Below are 16,240 nucleotides of genomic sequence, written 5' to 3' on the forward strand. Positions count from 1 at the left end.
CGGTTTATAGCGAACTTGATTTTTTTGTGTTCTAATATTATTTAGAACAGTTTTTAAGGAGTTATATATGGAATACATTCCAATTTTTCTGGCTTTCGGTTCTGCTCTGATAGCAATTATCGGTAATACATGGGACAAGAATGAGTCCGGCCTAAAAAAACTTACGATTCCAGGACGCTTCACACTCGCTTTAGTAGTTTTTGCACTCATTTACTCATTTGTTTCTACGTATCAACAGCGTGAAAATGAACAACATATTAAATTAGAAAAACAAAAGCTTGGCAAAATTATAAACTTAGAAATATCAAAAAGTTTGAATTCTATAGCATCACCTTTTCGAAGTCTTTACATTGAAAATAATGGTGGTAAATACATCAGTGATAACAACATCTCTTTTGATTTAATGCTTAAGAAGCCGATGCTGGAAAAGGCTCAGAACACATGCCTGGAATTGCGACCAAAGACTTTCTTCTCTGTGCCTGATGGCGGCACATGGAATGATATATTTCGTACTCATATAACATCTGGTATTAATCGTCTTGATAGACTGGTAGATCGCTATGGTTCCTCAATGAGCGTGGATATGCTGGATGCTATCAATGACCTTCAGGTCAATGGTTATTTCAGTTGGTATGCATATAGTATTCCTCGTCGGGAGAGTTCTTCCAGATCAGAAAATGCTATTCCTCCATGTGCTATTGGGCAAGCAATAGGGGTTCATAAAGTGTATCTGGAAATGCTTAAAAAAATTGAGGTTTTGAATGATAGTGAGACGCTTGTTCGTTGAACACGCGTTATGAACTATTTATATGCAGATATCAGTGGATATGTGAGCATACTCATTTTAATTATGCGTACTTTTTAATAGTTCCGGGGCTTCAGTCACAAGCCGGTATTTCGTTCGGAAGCACCTACTGCTGAGCAAAACGTTGCCACACCTTGTATCAAAAAAACGAGCGCCGCTCAGCGAGAGGTTGGTGACATTTGCAGTCAGAACGACCACAAATCTACTGCATCCTTCAGAAAGCAAAAAACCAGCCCTGAGGCTGGTTTTTCTAAATTTTGGTGCCCGGACTCGGAATCGAACCAAGGACACGGGGATTTTCAATCCCCTGCTCTACCGACTGAGCTATCCGGGCAACGAGGCGCATTAAAACCGATTCGCTTCGTTTCGTCAACGAAATTTCTTCAATTCAATGCAGACTGCACAATCTATCACCAGATTGCTGGTATTGCACGCATTCTCAGGCAAAAAATGCAGTCCATGCAGCGGAAAGCGGCATTGCCAGTAGCAGAGCGGGAAGCATATTAACGACCGCGAACATTTTGATTCCACAAATGCGTAAGCCGGTTGCCAGCAGCAATAATCCGCCTACAGCGCTAAAATCGGCCATCATTGCAGGCGTTGTCAGCGGCAAAATCAACGCAGCACAGGTGACCAGAGTTAACTGGATTGCCAGCACCGGCACGCAAATGGCTGATACCGCAATACCCAGCGAGCAGGCGAAGATGGCGGCGGTGAAGAAATCGAGAAAAGACTTAGCGATTAAAATATTAGGGTCGCCAGTCATCCCTTCATGCATCGCCCCAAAGATCCCGGTACCGCTGGCGCAAAAAAGCACAATGATTGCTACATAGCTTTGGATAAAAGACTCATGCGTTGCATTTACATCTGATCTGGTGAAAACCTGTTGTGCTTTAGCTACAGCAGCGTTAATCCCTTTTTCCAGATAACAAATCTCGCCGATTAACGCGCCGACCAGCGTTGCCAGAACCATGACTGGCAGATTGGCGCACTTAATTACCAGTAAAATCCCAATACCCAGAGAGGCCAGCCCGAAAATAGAGGTCATTGAGACTCGAATACGTTCTGGTAAATGCTGGCTGAGTAGTGTGCCGAGAACACCGCCAAATAAAATGGCGCTGGCATTAATAAAAGGTCCGATTACCACATTCGCTCCTGATTACCCGTTATCGTCTTGATGTTAAAGGCAATGGCCCGGGTGTGTTTATGTTTTCAGATTGCATTATTATGACGCTATCGATCGGAAAAATGGGTGTTTATCTGCAAGATATATGCATAGGATTTTGTCTTGCGCCTGATAGTTAAAGGTGCCAAAATTGCGCGAATTTTCTCCTGTCTGACGGGGCTGCCTGGGATGAATATATTCCCCCTACATCGCCTTCAACATCGCCTTTATGCGCGAAGATTGCCCCTTCCTGCGATATTTTTTCACTCTCCCACTATGCGGTGACGGCAACGCACGCTCACTGCAGGATAACAGTAAAATCAGAGGCTATCTGCTTTTACTGATGTCTGGCGGTCGGGGCTGGTTACCAGTTTGACCTGTCATTTCGTAGGGCGAAGCAATGCAGCTTTGCCCGGGGCTTTTGACTTTCCCGAAACAGGTTTTTGCGCTTATGAAATCAATGAATATTGCCGCCAGTGGTGAACTGGTCTCTCGCCTGTCTACCCATCGTCAGGTGGTGTCGCTGGACAGTACCGATTTTACTGATGTTGCGGCAGTCGTCATTACTGTTGCGGACAGCCGCAGTGGGATCCTTTCGTTGCTTAAACGCACTGGTTTTCATTTGCCCGTGTTTATTTTTTCAGAGACTGATGTGGATGTACCTGCAGGCGTTGAGGCAATTATTCGCGGTAATGCACAGGACTGGCTGGAGCTTGAGTCCGCAGCCTGTCGTTATGAGGAAGAGCTGTTGCCGCCGTTTTATGACACGTTGACTCAGTATGTTGAAATGGGGAACAGCACCTTTGCCTGCCCGGGACATCAGCATGGCGAGTTTTTCAAGAAGCATCCAGCGGGTCGTCATTTCTACGAGTTTTTTGGCGAAAATCTGTTTCGTGCGGATATGTGCAATGCTGACGTCAAACTGGGCGATCTGCTCATCCATGAAGGGTCGGCCAAACATGCGCAAAAATTTGCCGCTAAAGTTTTCCATGCGGATAAAACCTACTTTGTTCTGAATGGCACATCGGCTGCAAATAAAGTGGTGACTAATGCGTTACTGACGCGTGGCGATCTGGTGCTATTTGACCGTAATAACCACAAGTCGAACCATCATGGTGCTCTGATTCAGGCTGGAGCCACGCCGGTTTATCTGGAGGCGGCACGCAATCCGTTTGGCTTTATTGGTGGCATTGATGAGCACTGTTTTAATGAGGAATATTTGCGCCAGCAGATCCGGGAGGTTGCACCGCAAAAGGCCGAACAGCCGCGCCCGTTCCGTCTGGCAATTATTCAGCTTGGCACGTATGACGGGACGATCTACAACGCCCGGCAGGTGATCGACAAGATTGGCAGTCTGTGTGATTACATCCTGTTTGATTCTGCCTGGGTCGGATACGAGCAGTTTATTCCGATGATGGCCGATGGATCGCCGTTGTTGCTGGAGCTTAATGCCAACGATCCGGGGATTTTTGTTACCCAGTCGGTGCATAAGCAGCAGGCCGGGTTCTCGCAAACCTCGCAGATCCACAAAAAAGATAACCATATTCGTGAGCAGGCGCGTTTCTGCCCGCACAAACGTCTGAACAACGCGTTTATGCTGCATGCCTCTACAAGCCCGTTTTATCCGTTATTTGCCGCGCTGGATGTTAACGCTAAAATCCATGAAGGAGAGAGCGGGCGTCGTTTGTGGGCAGAATGCGTGGAGATGGGGATTGAGGCACGTAAAGCTATCATTGCCCACTGTAAGCTGCTCCAGCCCTTTATTCCCCCCGTGATCGATGGCAAACCGTGGGAAACCTATCCGACGAAAACCATCGCCAGCGAGCGTCGCTTCTTTAGCTTTGAACCGGGCGCGAAATGGCATGGTTTTTCCGGTTACGCGTGCGACCAGTATTTTGTCGATCCCTGCAAACTGTTGCTGACCACTCCTGGCATTGATGCGCAGACCGGGCAATATACCGAGTTCGGCATCCCGGCAACGATTCTGGCGCATTATCTGCGCGAAAATGGCATCGTGCCGGAGAAATGCGACCTCAACTCAATTCTGTTCCTGCTGACGCCTGCAGAAAGCGCAGAGAAAATGGCGCAACTGGTGGCTATGCTGGCGCAGTTTGAACAGCATATTGAGGACGACACGCCGTTGGCTGATGTGCTGCCTACCATCACCAACAAATACCCGGTACGCTATCGGGATTACACGCTGCGTGAGCTGTGCCAGGAGATGCACGATCTGTACGTCAGCTTTGATGTGAAGGATCTACAAAAGGCGATGTTCCGTCAGGAGAGTTTGCCGGTCGTGGCGATGAATCCGCAGGACGCCCACAGTGCCTTTATCCGTGGTGACGTTGAGCTGGTGCGTATTTGTGATGCCGCGGGTCGCATTGCGGCAGAAGGTGCGCTGCCTTATCCTCCTGGTGTACTGTGCGTGGTACCGGGAGAAGTATGGGGTGGGGCGGTTCAGCGTTATTTTCTGGCGCTGGAAGAGGGCGTTAACCTGCTCCCAGGATTCTCGCCGGAGCTGCAAGGGGTCTACAGTGAGACCGATGCTGACGGAATTAAGCGTCTGTTTGGCTACGTCTTGAAGTAAGCGCCATCCGGCAAAAAAAAGGTCACCGACAGGTGACCTTTTCCAATAAATGAAGATTAATGCGCGACGGGTTGGGAGCCAGCCGGTACGCGAACGTGTTTGTATTTAAACAGTGCCACGAAAGCGAACGCCAGAACCAGTGAATAACCTGCGAAGATCAGCCACACGGTCTGCCAGTCAGTAATACCATTCAGTGTATAGTACTCAACCACTTTACCGCTCACCAGACCGCCCAGAATACAGCCGAAGCCGTTGGTCATCATCAGGAACATACCCTGTGCGCTGGCGCGAATTTCAGGTCGCACTTCTTTTTCCACAAATACGGAACCCGAGATGTTGAAGAAGTCGAAAGCACAACCGTAAACAATCATCGACAGAACCAGCAGCACGGTACCGAACGGAGTCGGATCGCCGTAAGCAAACAGACCGAAGCGCAGCATCCACGCCACGATACTGATAAGCATGACGTTCTTGATACCGTAACGGCTTAAGAAGAACGGGATGGTCAGGATAAACAGGGTTTCAGAAATCTGCGAAATCGACATCATCACCGAGGCGTGTTCAACGATAAAGCTACCGGAGAACAGTGGGTTGTTATCGAAGCTGTGCAGGAAGGTATTGCCGAACATATTGGTAATTTGCAACTCTGCGCCCAGCATCATTGAGAAGATGAAGAAAATAGCCATACGCTTGTTTTTAAACAGCGCGAATGCATCCAGGCCGAGCATTGACGTCCAGCTCTGGTTTTTTTGCTGATTGGCAACCGGAATATGCGGCAGCGTCAGGGTAAACAGTACCAGTACCACGGATAATGTCGCGCCGATGTAAAGCTGCATATGACTCAGTTCAAAGCCAGAGAAGCTTACCGCCCACATGGCCAGAATAAAGCCGATGGTGCCCCAGATACGAATTGGCGGGAAGTCGGTGACAATATCCATCCCGGCAGATTGCAGGCGATAGTAAGAGATAGTGTTGATTAGCCCTAACGTTGGCATATAGGCCAGTGAGTTAAGCAAGATCACAAAGAACATGGCCCCTGGCGTGGTGACCTCGGCGGCGGCGAACAGTGTTCCTGCGCCGACCAGGTGGCAAAGTGCATAAACCCATTTTGCACTGATCCATTTGTCAGCCACGATCCCTAACAGCGTTGGCATAAATACGGCGGCAATCCCTAGGGAGCTATACACTGCGCCAATGGATGCACCATCGAATTTAAGGGTGACAAACATATAAGAGCCGAGGGTCGTGAGCCAACTACCCCACAGGCAGAACTGCAGAAAGGAGAGGACTTTCAGCTGCAGCTTAAGATTCATGTTAATTTCCTCACACCGTAATGCGGATGAATGTTTTAAAAGGCACATTTGCCGTTGCAATATGATGTGATTCTATCAATGAGAGACACTCTTTTTTTGTTAGCTGTGACAAATATTTGCAAACAATTTCTAATTGCAAGGTAAAAGAGTGACGTAGTTAACACTTTTTGCTCTCCTGACATCCGTTAGCGGAGGTGTCAGGAGAGGGCGATGTTAACGTCGACGATAGGTTTTCTGTGCGGAATTAACCTTGTAAAGATAACGACGTGATTCTGCGGATGGATGTCGCGTAGTCAGGGTTTGATAAACATCCCCCGGGGACATGCTGTTGATAATATTTGCGGCCTGAATCTTATCGCTGGAGAAAACGCGCAGCACGCTACCCGCCCCGCCGTTATAGGCGGTGATCACCGCATAGCGGCGCGAGGTCGGATTATCAATACCGCCCAAATAGACATTGTTGAGCATCGCCAGGTAGGCTGTACCCGTGTCGATGTTACTGGCCGGATCAAACAGGAAGCTGCGGCTTGGCGTACCCGAACGCCCCTGAGAGCGGAATACATCTTTCCCGGCGCTGTGTTGTACTACCTGCATTAACCCCAACGCATCGGCATGACTGACAGCATACGGGTTAAAGGACGATTCGGTCTGCATGATTGCCAGAATCAGCGATTCGTCGACACCGTACTTCCGCGATGCCTGCCGTACCATGCCGATATATTTATGTGCTCGCTTATCAAGGTGGTTTGGCACCAGATTGATCGTCACGCTATAGATGATGCGCAGGCCGTTGCTGCGGCTCTTAAGTCGCGTTTGTAGCAGGTAATTCGCGAAGTTTGTTGCACGCCCCTCCCAGCGAATGGGCTGACCGGTATTATCAACCACCTGCCCATACAGGAACGGCTCTTTGGAAATCTTGATATCATCGACATCGGAATAGAGATCGATAGATCCGGGATCATCGCCCATTAGCAATGTCTTGATGATCGCCCGACGCAGGTGTCCGGCGGGATCTGTCCCGGCGATGGTCTCAACGGTTATCGTACCGTCATCAAAGTTGATGTGGCTGCGGGTTTGATACTGATCGGTATACTTTACGTAGTCTTTCGGACCCGCAATCAGTACTTCCTTGAATCCCCACAAATTCTCAATGTTATGAGCAAATTGCCCCATCAGAATATCAAAACCGTTGGTATCCTTGACCCAGGCTTCGTTATAGGTATCGCCTTTTTTGGTCGAACTGGAACAGGAGATGAGCAACGGCGCAATAACGGCAAGCGCGAGAAATTTTTTCATCATTCCGGGAGTGCGTGTTGTGTTTGTTGTTGTATCGTTTTGCCGGAGGGTGGTGTGAGCACCTTATCCGGCCTACGAAATTGTCAGCAAGAGATGCTTATTTTTTATCTTCCGGCGTATAGCCTTCAATATGCACGTCCTTACCTTCAAACAGGAAGTTAATCATTTCCTGTTCCAGCAGCTTACGGTGTTCGACGTTCATCATATTCAGTTTCTTTTCGTTAATCAGCATGGTTTGCTTATGCTGCCATTGTGCCCACGCTTCTTTCGAAATCTCGTTGTAAATGCGTTTTCCCAGTTCGCCTGGGTACAGCTGAAAATCCTGACCTTCTGCATCGCGTTGCAGGAAAGTACAAAAAATCGTTCTGCTCATAAAAAATCCTCTCTATTAACCGACACGTTAAACATGCGTACCGGTACGTAATTGCTGTAACAAACGCTCCACGGGAGCCGCCAGTCCTACCGACGGCGGTTGCGCTAAGTTATACCAGAGCGCATTGCCTTCATCCATGCATGAGGTGAATGAAGACACGGGAAGCCACATAGGCACAATATCTAAATGGAAATGGCTAAAGGTGTGGCGAAACGCATTAAGTTGGGTCAGATTATCTGCGTTAATGTGCCGTTGCGCCAGCCACTGACGTAGCCCATCTTCATCTTCAAACTGCGGAAAACAGTACAATCCGCCCCATAAACCGCTTGGTGGGCGCTGCGCAAGCAATACCTGATCATCATGCTGCACCAGTAAAAAATAGCCTGTACGTTCTGGTAATGTCTGTCTGGGTTTTTTACCGGGGTAAAGTGACCAGCTTGTGTTGGCACTAGCCACACAGCCATTTTCTAGCGGGCACAGGGAACATTTGGGCTTCGAACGCGTACAGACCATCGCTCCTAAATCCATCATTGCCTGATTAAACCGCTCAACGCCTTTAGCTGGCGTAACCTGTTCGCTCAAATCCCAGAGCTTTTTCTCGACCTCTTTTTTACCTGGCCAACCGCTGACAGCATAACAGCGAGCCAGCACGCGTTTAACGTTGCCGTCGAGAATCGGAAAATGCTGACCCAGAGAAAGCGAAAGGATCGCGCCAGCGGTAGAACGCCCGACGCCTGGCAGGGCTGCTACTTCATCAAAGGTTTGCGGAAACGTTCCGCCGTGTAGCGTCACTACCTGCTGAGCGGCTTTATGGAGATTACGAGCACGGGCGTAATAACCCAGACCGGTCCATAAATGAAGGACCTCATCCAGCGGTGCCTGTGCTAAGTCAGTAACCGTCGGGAAGCGCGCCATAAAGCGATCAAAATAAGGAATAACTGTCGCAACCTGCGTTTGTTGCAGCATGACCTCAGAGAGCCATACTTTGTAAGGCGTCTTGTCAATTTGCCAGGGCAGCGTTTTCCGTCCGTATTTGTCGTACCAGCCCAATACCTGAGCTGAAAATTGAGACGCTTGCATGGTTACCGTTTCATAATGACTGGGGGCAAGATTGCAGCACAGCGGCAACGGGGTGTAAACCGGAACTTTCCGCTGCTCACTTTCTTCCTTTACTTGCATCCGGCAACTAACTTTGGATAATGCCCGTTTTCAGAACTCAAACACAGCAGACTAAACTTTTATGAAGAACGACGTCATTTCACCGGAATTTGATGAAAACGGCCGCCCTCTGCGCCGGATTCGTAGTTTTGTTCGTCGCCAGGGGCGACTGACCAAAGGGCAGGAACACGCGCTGGAAAACTACTGGCCGGTGATGGGCGTTGAGTTTAGCGAAGAGCCTGTGGATTTTGCCGCGCTGTTTGGCCGTGAAGCGCCAGTGACACTTGAGATTGGTTTTGGTATGGGCGCTTCGCTGGTGGCCATGGCTAAAGCTCGTCCGGAACAGAATTTCCTCGGCATTGAAGTGCACTCTCCAGGCGTCGGCGCGTGTCTGGCCTCAGCTCATGAAGAGGGTGTCGAGAACCTGCGCGTGATGTGCCATGATGCCGTTGAAGTACTGCACAAAATGATTCCTGACAATTCTTTATCAATGGTTCAGCTCTTTTTCCCTGACCCGTGGCATAAAGCACGTCATAATAAACGCCGTATCGTTCAGGTACCATTTGCTGAGCTTGTTAAAAGCAAGCTGAAACTGGGCGGCGTTTTCCACATGGCTACCGACTGGGAAGCCTATGCGGAACACATGCTTGAAGTGATGTCCTCCATTGACGGATATAAAAACCAGTCAGAGAGTAACGATTATGTACCGCGCCCGGAATCGCGCCCGGTAACCAAATTTGAACAACGTGGTCATCGACTTGGCCATGGCGTATGGGACTTAATGTTCGAGAGGGTGAAATAATGGCAAAGAACCGTAGCCGTCGTCTGCGTAAAAAAATGCATATCGACGAATTCCAGGAATTAGGATTTTCGGTTGCATGGCGTTTCCCGGAAGGCACATCTGAAGAGCAGGTTGATAAAATCGTTGATGACCTTATCAATGAAGTTATCGAGCCGAACAAACTGGCCTTTGACGGCAGCGGCTATCTGGCCTGGGAAGGTCTGATCTGCCTGCAGGAAATTGGCAAATGTACTGAAGAACATCAGGCGATTGTCCGTAAGTGGCTGGAAGAGCATAAACTTGAAGACGTGCGTACCAGCGAACTTTTCGATGTTTGGTGGGACTAAGTAGCAAAGGGTCGGCAAATGCCGGCCCGATTTGTATTGAGGGATAGATATGATGCGCAAAACGCTGCTGGCGGCACTCCTAACGTTCACGGCGATGGCCGCACATGCTGATTACAAGTGCAGCGTCACTCCACGAGACGATGTGATTTTAAGTCCGCAAACGGTGCAGGTGAAAGGTGAAAACGGCGATCTGGTTATTACGCCGACCGGCAATGTCACCTTCAACGGTAAACAATACACCCTGAGCGCTGCACAGCGTGAGCAGGCGAAAGATTATCAGGCGGCGTTGCGTAGCAGTCTGCCGTGGATTGACGAAGGTGCCAGAGCGCGCGTTGAGAAAGGTCGCGTGGCACTGGATAAAATCATCGCCAAAGAAGTGGGCGAAAGCAGTAATATGCGCGGTCGTTTAACCAAGCTTGATGCTCAGTTGAAAGAGCAGATGAACCGGATAATCGAGCATCGCTCCGACGGTCTGACCTTCCATTATAAGGCGATAGATCAGGTCCGCGCTGACGGGCAACAGCTGGTGAACCAGGCGATGGGCGGCATTTTGCAAGACAGCATTAACGAAATGGGAGCGAAAGCCGTGCTCAAAGGCGGCGGTAACCCGTTGCAGGGCGTGCTCGGTAGCCTCGGCGGCTTGCAAACGTCAATCCAGAACGAATGGAAGAATCAGGAACAAGATTTCCAGCAGTTTGGCAAAGATGTTTGCGCGCGCGTCGTAACGCTGGAAGATGACCGTAAGGCATTAGTTAACGGTCTGAAATAACATTCACTTCTCTTTAACGGTACAGAAACATTCTGTGCCGTTTTATTTTGTATTTTCCTGTTATTTTGATATCCACCTCTAAGAACGACAATTTCATGGAAATATAAATCTGGTTAATTGGACAATGTCACATTATTCATCTGTGAGATAGACATAATGCGGCAAATTCAAGTAACTGGAGAAATAACATGGAGTTTTTCAGGAAAACGGCACTTGCTGCACTGGTTATGGGATTCAGCGGCGCGGCGCTGGCATTACCTAACATCACCATTTTAGCCACTGGCGGAACGATTGCTGGCGGTGGTGATTCCGCAACAAAATCCAACTACACGGCAGGCAAAGTCGGTGTAGAAAATCTGGTAGATGCGGTGCCGCAACTGAAAGATATCGCTGTGGTCAAAGGCGAGCAGGTTGTGAATATCGGCTCCCAGGATATGAACGATGAAGTCTGGTTAACGCTGGCGAAGAAGATCAATGCTGAATGTGATAAAACCGACGGTTTCGTAGTCACGCATGGTACGGACACCATGGAAGAAACCGCATATTTCCTCGACCTGACAGTCAAATGCAACAAACCGGTGGTACTGGTAGGTGCAATGCGTCCATCTACTTCAATGAGCGCCGATGGTCCGTTTAACCTGTATAACGCGGTGGTAACGGCGGCAGATAAAGCCTCTGCAAACCGTGGCGTGCTGGTGGTGATGAACGACACCGTACTGGATGGTCGTGATGTGACCAAAACCAATACCACTGATGTTGCTACCTTCAAATCCGTTAACTACGGCCCGCTGGGATACATCCATAACGGCAAAATTGACTACCAGCGTACGCCTGCCCGTAAGCACACTACTTCTACGCCGTTCGATGTTTCTAAGCTGACAGAACTGCCGAAAGTGGGGATTATCTACAACTACGCTAATGCTTCTGATCTGCCGGCAAAAGCGCTGGTAGACGCAGGTTATGCAGGGATCGTCAGTGCGGGTGTAGGTAACGGTAACCTGTATAAAACGATTTTCGATACCCTGGCGACTGCCGCGCATAAAGGTACCGTGGTTGTGCGTTCTTCCCGTGTACCAACAGGTGCCACCACGCAGGATGCTGAAATCGATGATGCGAAATACGGATTTGTCGCTTCAGGTTCGCTGAACCCGCAAAAAGCACGTGTGCTGTTGCAACTGGCGTTGACGCAAACCAAAGATCCGCAACAGATCCAGACGATGTTTAATCAGTATTAATCTATAAAGATAGCTGCGCTTATCGTCTCTAAGCCCCCAGGCCTGATAAGCGCAGCGCCATCAGGCCTGGCTATTTTCAGTGTTATTCCGCTAAAAACAATTCCAGCAGAGAGTTTAAAAACAGCTTACCGTGTCGGGTAATCTGCCAGAACTCTTCGTTCTCTGTCAGATACCCCTGCGTGATAGCCTCATCAATCTCTTTACGAATAACGTCTTCGGTAAGCCCGGTATATTGGGTAAATTCAGCACGCGGCGCGGCTTCAAGTAAACGAAAACGGTTCATAAAGAACTCGAATGGTTTGTCGGTCTGCGCCACATCACGCTGGTTTTCCTGGTAGCGCCCCTGCATATATCCGCGCGGGTGTCGCGTTTTGGTGGTGCGCAGGATGCGTCCATCTGGAAAAGTGACTTTGCCGTGAGCTCCGCAGCCAATACCAAGATAGTCGCCAAAACGCCAGTAGTTCAGATTGTGCTGACACTGATAACCCGGCTTAGCATAGGCTGATGTCTCATACTGCTGATACCCGGCGGCGGTCAGCAACCGATGGCCCTGCTCAAAAATATCCCACAGCGCGTCATCGTCCGGTAATACCGGAGGGCGTGAGCCAAAGAGAGTATTGGGTTCAATGGTGAGCTGATACCATGATAGATGAGGCGGGTTGAGCGCGATCGCCTGCTGCAAATCGCCCAGGGCCTCTTCCAGGGTCTGATCCGGCAAGCCGTGCATCAGATCAAGATTAAAGCTGCGAAGCCCCAGACCGTTCGCCAGATTGGCGGCGCGTTTGGCTTCTTCCGGCCCGTGTATACGTCCCAGGCGCTCAAGTTTAGTTGCGCTGAAACTCTGCACACCTATGGAGATACGGTTCACCCCAGCGTGTTGATAATCGACAAAGCGATCGGCTTCTACTGTACCGGGATTCGCCTCCATCGTGATTTCTGCATCAGCCGCCAGATTCAGGCGTGCGCGCACACCATCCAGCAGCGTTTGCATTGCCGACCCTGAGAGCAGGCTTGGCGTGCCACCACCAATAAAAATCGTCTTTACTTCACGACCTTGTGCGTACGCAACGTCGGCATCCAGATCGCTCAGCAGATGCTGAACATAGTCATCATGGGGAACTTCACCCTTCAGCGTATGCGAATTGAAATCGCAGTAGGGGCATTTCTGCACACACCACGGGATGTGAATATAAAGACTCAGTGGTGGAAGCTTAACCATTACGCAGGGCATCCAGCAGCAGCTTCAGCGCTTGTCCGCGGTGGGAGATGGCGCTTTTCTCTTCACGAGTCAGTTCTGCCGCGGTTTTACCTTCAGACGGTACAAAGAAGATCGGGTCGTAGCCAAAACCGCCGTTTCCGACAGGCTCGCGGGTAATCACGCCCGGCCAGGTTCCGTGACAAACAATTGGCGTTGGATCGTCCGCATGGCGCATATACACCAGCACGCAATGGAACTGTGCCTGACGTTTCTCTTCAGGGATATCCCGCAGGGTGTGCAGCAGCTTTTCCAGATTCTGTTGGTCGGTAGCATCTTCTCCTGAATAGCGAGCGGAATAGATGCCTGGTGCGCCGCCCAGGGCGTTGACAGCCAGACCCGAGTCATCGGCAATTGCCGGCAGTCCGGTGATTTGCGCAGCATGACGCGCCTTCAGAATGGCGTTTTCAATAAAAGTCAGGCCGGTCTCTTCAGCGGAGTCAACGCCCAGATCTGTTTGGGCGACAACATCAAGCCCGAAATCGCTCAGGAGAGAGGCGAGCTCACGCACTTTACCGGCATTGCCGGTTGCGAGGACAACTTTTTGCATGGGATACCTAATCAGTTAGTGCCGCAATTTCTGGCGGGATTTGTTGCGGATGAATGATTTTAACCTGTTTGTGACGGCCAAGCTCGCCCTTCTCAATAACAACCTGGCTTTTCGCCACGCGGAATTGTTTACCGAGAAATTTAACCAGATGACTGTTTGCCTGGCCATCGACCGGCGGGGCGGTAATGGCGACTTTTACTTCGTCGCCATGTAAACCCACAATACTGTCCCGGCTGGCTTTAGGCTGAATATAGAGCCGTAAAACCAGACCGTCATCGCAGGGTGTTACGGCACTCATAGCGCCATCCACAGCCCCGGCAGCAGCATATTACCTGTCGCCTGTAATACCTCTGCTATCCCCATGTTGATGACATAGAGCAGCAGTACCAGGATCATCGGGGAAAAGTCGATTCCGCCCATGCCTGGCAGTATGCGACGGATAGGACGCAACAGTGGGTCCGCCAGTTGAATCAGCACGTACTCCACGGGGCTACGACCCTGGCTGACCCAGCTCATGATGGCCATGACCAACAGCACCCAGAAAATCAGCAGCCCAATGGTTTTCAGAACAATAAGTACGGCGGCGATCCAGATAATCGGCTGGAATGTGACCACTTTGAATAGCACTATTGCCTTGATAAAACTGAGAATTAACGCGATTACTAACGAGGCGCTGTCGATTGGTCCCATCGGAGGGATAATACGGCGTAACGGCCCGATAATGGGCTGCGTGATTTTCACAATGAACTGTGAGAACGGGTTGTAAAAATCACAGCGGGACCACTGCATCCACACGCGCAATAGCAGCGCCATGGTATACAGCTCAATTACCGTTGAGAGCAGGAAGGTCAACGTATTCATGGTGTTCCTTAGTTTTCCTTAATTTTTTGTGTAATCACGAGCACCAAAAATAGCAGTGCCAATGCGTACCATCGTGCTACCCGCCGCGATGGCAGCATCCATATCATCAGACATTCCCAGTGAGAGCGTGTCGATATTTGGGTAGCGCGTTTTCAGCCCGGCAAATGCTACAGCCATTTGCTGTGCAACTTCAAACTGCCTTACATAATCTGACTCTGGCGCCGGGATCGCCATCAGACCACGCAGGGTAATGCGTGGCAGTGCGGCGATCTCCGCGGCCAGGGTATCAAGTTCAGCTAGTTGAATGCCTGACTTACTGTTCTCATCGCTGATATTAATCTGAATCAGAACATTCAGCGGTGCTAAGTCTGTCGGGCGCTGTTCACTTAGACGGGTAGCGATACGCAGACGATCTATCGTATGGCACCAGTCAAAATGCTCAGCCACCAGACGACTTTTGTTGGACTGCAACGGGCCGATAAAGTGCCATTGCAGACCCTCTACGCCGCTTTCTTTGAAGTAGCGGATCTTGTCCACACCTTCCTGAACATAGTTTTCGCCAAAGGCACGCTGCCCTGCGGCGATGGCTTCTTCGATGGCGCTCGCAGGTTTGGTTTTACTTACTGCAAGCAACGTAACTTCTTCTGAAGACCGCCCGCAACGCGTCGCGGCGGCTAAGATTTTGTCCCGGACATGTGCCAGGTTATGCGCGATATCGTTCATTTTCCGAGGATGTTCATATGAATATGGAAGAAATAGTGGCCCTTAGTGTAAAGCATAACGTGTCGGATCTACACCTGTGCAATGCATGGCCTGCGCGCTGGCGCATACGGGGGAGGATAGAAATTGCGCCGTTTACTGCGCCAGATGTGGAACAGCTGCTGATGGGCTGGCTCAGCGATCAACAACAGGTACAGTGGCGGGAAAGTGGACAGATTGATTTTGCCATTGCGCTGGCGGACTCTCGTCGTCTGCGCGCCAGTGCATTTGCCCACCAACAAGGGACTTCGTTGGCCCTGAGGTTGCTGCCGGCCGCCTGTCCGAACCTGGAGGCATTACAGACACCTGACCTTATATCTGAACTGCTACATAGTGAAAATGGGCTGATTTTGGTGACGGGAGCCACGGGGAGCGGGAAGTCTACAACACTGGCGGCGATGGTGGAGTACCTTAATCTGAACGTTGAAGGACATATTCTGACGCTGGAGGATCCTATTGAATATCGCTATACCAGCAAGCGCTGTTTGATCCAACAGCGCGAGATGGGGGCGCATTGCAGCTCTTTTGCCGCAGGATTAAGAGCTGCGTTGCGTGAAGATCCCGACGTTATTTTATTGGGAGAACTACGCGATAGCGAAACCATCCGTCTGGCGTTAACCGCCGCAGAAACCGGGCATCTGGTGCTGGCAACGCTACATACGCGTGGTGCGGCGCAGGCGGTGGAGCGGCTGGTGGATACTTTTCCCGCGCAGGAGAAAGATCCGGTTCGTAATCAACTGGCGGGTAGCTTACGGGCGGTGCTCTCGCAAAAGCTGGAAGAAGATAAGCAGGGAGGGCGAGTGGCGTTATTTGAGTTGCTGGTAAATACTCCGGCTGTCGGCAATCTGATCCGCGAGGGGAAAAACCACCAGCTCCCCGGTGTTATACAAACCGGGCAACTGGCAGGTATGCAGACTTTCGCTCAGAGCCTGCAGCAGCGTCAGGCGCAGGGCAGGCTGTAATGGGCTGAGGGTTTATGCTGGAGC

Annotated in this window: 17 protein-coding genes and 1 tRNA gene; 7 read left to right on the forward strand and 11 right to left on the reverse strand. The window is 50.3% G+C overall.

Features of this window, described 5'->3' with window-relative positions; translation table 11 throughout:
• Window positions 1–67: 67 nt before the first annotated feature.
• A complete protein-coding gene (locus OGY01_RS15155; protein WP_200009983.1) occupies window positions 68–787 on the forward strand; it encodes a hypothetical protein in 720 nt (239 codons plus the stop codon).
• Window positions 788–1,063: 276 nt separating this feature from the next.
• On the opposite strand, the gene OGY01_RS15160 is transcribed toward OGY01_RS15155, so the two are convergent.
• Window positions 1,064–1,139 (reverse strand) — tRNA-Phe (locus OGY01_RS15160).
• Between the two features lie 105 nt (window positions 1,140–1,244).
• Window positions 1,245–1,952 (reverse strand): DUF554 domain-containing protein, encoded by a 708-nt coding sequence (locus OGY01_RS15165; protein ID WP_200009982.1) that lies wholly within the window; start codon window positions 1,950–1,952, stop codon window positions 1,245–1,247.
• Window positions 1,953–2,421: 469 nt separating this feature from the next.
• On the opposite strand from OGY01_RS15165, the gene OGY01_RS15170 reads away from it, so the two are divergent.
• The gene (locus OGY01_RS15170; RefSeq protein WP_286493298.1) at window positions 2,422–4,557 is read left to right on the forward strand and encodes an ornithine decarboxylase; all 2,136 of its coding nucleotides are present in this window, start codon (window positions 2,422–2,424) and stop codon (window positions 4,555–4,557) included.
• A 56-nt stretch (window positions 4,558–4,613) separates the two neighbouring features.
• Here OGY01_RS15170 and OGY01_RS15175 read toward each other — a convergent pair whose 3' ends face one another.
• From OGY01_RS15175 to mutY, 4 genes are all read right to left on the reverse strand, one after another.
• Complete coding sequence (locus tag OGY01_RS15175) at window positions 4,614–5,870, reverse strand: nucleoside permease (RefSeq protein WP_045447421.1); 1,257 nt, start codon at window positions 5,868–5,870, stop codon at window positions 4,614–4,616.
• A 213-nt stretch (window positions 5,871–6,083) separates the two neighbouring features.
• Window positions 6,084–7,169 (reverse strand): membrane-bound lytic murein transglycosylase MltC, encoded by a 1,086-nt coding sequence (gene mltC / locus OGY01_RS15180; protein ID WP_136345243.1) that lies wholly within the window; start codon window positions 7,167–7,169, stop codon window positions 6,084–6,086.
• 94 nt (window positions 7,170–7,263) lie between these two features.
• Window positions 7,264–7,539, reverse strand: a complete 276-nt coding sequence (locus tag OGY01_RS15185; protein ID WP_045447415.1) for an oxidative damage protection protein — start codon at window positions 7,537–7,539, stop codon at window positions 7,264–7,266.
• Between the two features lie 27 nt (window positions 7,540–7,566).
• Window positions 7,567–8,619, reverse strand: a complete 1,053-nt coding sequence (gene mutY, locus OGY01_RS15190) for an A/G-specific adenine glycosylase (RefSeq protein ID WP_225761461.1) — start codon at window positions 8,617–8,619, stop codon at window positions 7,567–7,569.
• Between the two features lie 160 nt (window positions 8,620–8,779).
• On the opposite strand from mutY, the gene trmB reads away from it, so the two are divergent.
• From trmB to ansB, 4 genes are all read left to right on the forward strand, one after another.
• Window positions 8,780–9,499, forward strand: a complete 720-nt coding sequence (gene trmB / locus OGY01_RS15195; protein ID WP_045447409.1) for a tRNA (guanosine(46)-N7)-methyltransferase TrmB — start codon at window positions 8,780–8,782, stop codon at window positions 9,497–9,499.
• Window positions 9,499–9,825 (forward strand): YggL family protein, encoded by a 327-nt coding sequence (locus tag OGY01_RS15200; RefSeq protein ID WP_045447406.1) that lies wholly within the window; start codon window positions 9,499–9,501, stop codon window positions 9,823–9,825. The genes trmB and OGY01_RS15200 overlap by 1 nt, the downstream gene beginning before the upstream one ends.
• A gap of 49 nt (window positions 9,826–9,874) precedes the next feature.
• Complete coding sequence (locus tag OGY01_RS15205; protein WP_045447403.1) at window positions 9,875–10,594, forward strand: YggN family protein; 720 nt, start codon at window positions 9,875–9,877, stop codon at window positions 10,592–10,594.
• Between the two features lie 188 nt (window positions 10,595–10,782).
• On the forward strand, window positions 10,783–11,829 hold the full coding sequence (gene ansB / locus OGY01_RS15210) for an L-asparaginase 2 (RefSeq protein WP_045447400.1): 1,047 nt from the start codon (window positions 10,783–10,785) through the stop codon (window positions 11,827–11,829).
• A gap of 82 nt (window positions 11,830–11,911) precedes the next feature.
• Here the strand turns inward: ansB and hemW are convergent, their stop codons facing one another.
• The 5 genes from hemW to OGY01_RS15235 are packed head-to-tail and all read right to left on the reverse strand — an operon-like array spanning window position 11,912 to window position 15,218.
• Entirely contained in the window at window positions 11,912–13,048 is a 1,137-nt protein-coding gene (gene hemW / locus OGY01_RS15215) for a radical SAM family heme chaperone HemW (RefSeq protein ID WP_286493301.1), read from the reverse strand.
• On the reverse strand, window positions 13,041–13,634 hold the full coding sequence (locus tag OGY01_RS15220) for an XTP/dITP diphosphatase (protein ID WP_045447394.1): 594 nt from the start codon (window positions 13,632–13,634) through the stop codon (window positions 13,041–13,043). The genes hemW and OGY01_RS15220 overlap by 8 nt, the downstream gene beginning before the upstream one ends.
• Before the next feature lie 7 nt (window positions 13,635–13,641).
• Window positions 13,642–13,932 (reverse strand): DUF167 family protein YggU, encoded by a 291-nt coding sequence (gene yggU, locus OGY01_RS15225; RefSeq protein ID WP_003027101.1) that lies wholly within the window; start codon window positions 13,930–13,932, stop codon window positions 13,642–13,644.
• Complete coding sequence (locus OGY01_RS15230) at window positions 13,929–14,495, reverse strand: YggT family protein (protein ID WP_045447391.1); 567 nt, start codon at window positions 14,493–14,495, stop codon at window positions 13,929–13,931. The genes yggU and OGY01_RS15230 overlap by 4 nt, the downstream gene beginning before the upstream one ends.
• A gap of 18 nt (window positions 14,496–14,513) precedes the next feature.
• Window positions 14,514–15,218, reverse strand: coding sequence for a YggS family pyridoxal phosphate-dependent enzyme (locus tag OGY01_RS15235; protein ID WP_200009978.1), 705 nt, complete (start codon window positions 15,216–15,218; stop codon window positions 14,514–14,516).
• 17 nt (window positions 15,219–15,235) lie between these two features.
• On the opposite strand from OGY01_RS15235, the gene OGY01_RS15240 reads away from it, so the two are divergent.
• Window positions 15,236–16,216: a type IV pilus twitching motility protein PilT gene (locus tag OGY01_RS15240; protein ID WP_045447384.1), complete on the forward strand. Its 981-nt coding sequence runs from the start codon at window positions 15,236–15,238 to the stop codon at window positions 16,214–16,216.
• Window positions 16,217–16,240: the final 24 nt, after the last annotated feature.

The organism is Citrobacter sp. Cm038, assembly GCF_030333105.1.
In the GTDB taxonomy this organism is placed as follows: Bacteria; Pseudomonadota; Gammaproteobacteria; order Enterobacterales; family Enterobacteriaceae; genus Citrobacter; species Citrobacter murliniae.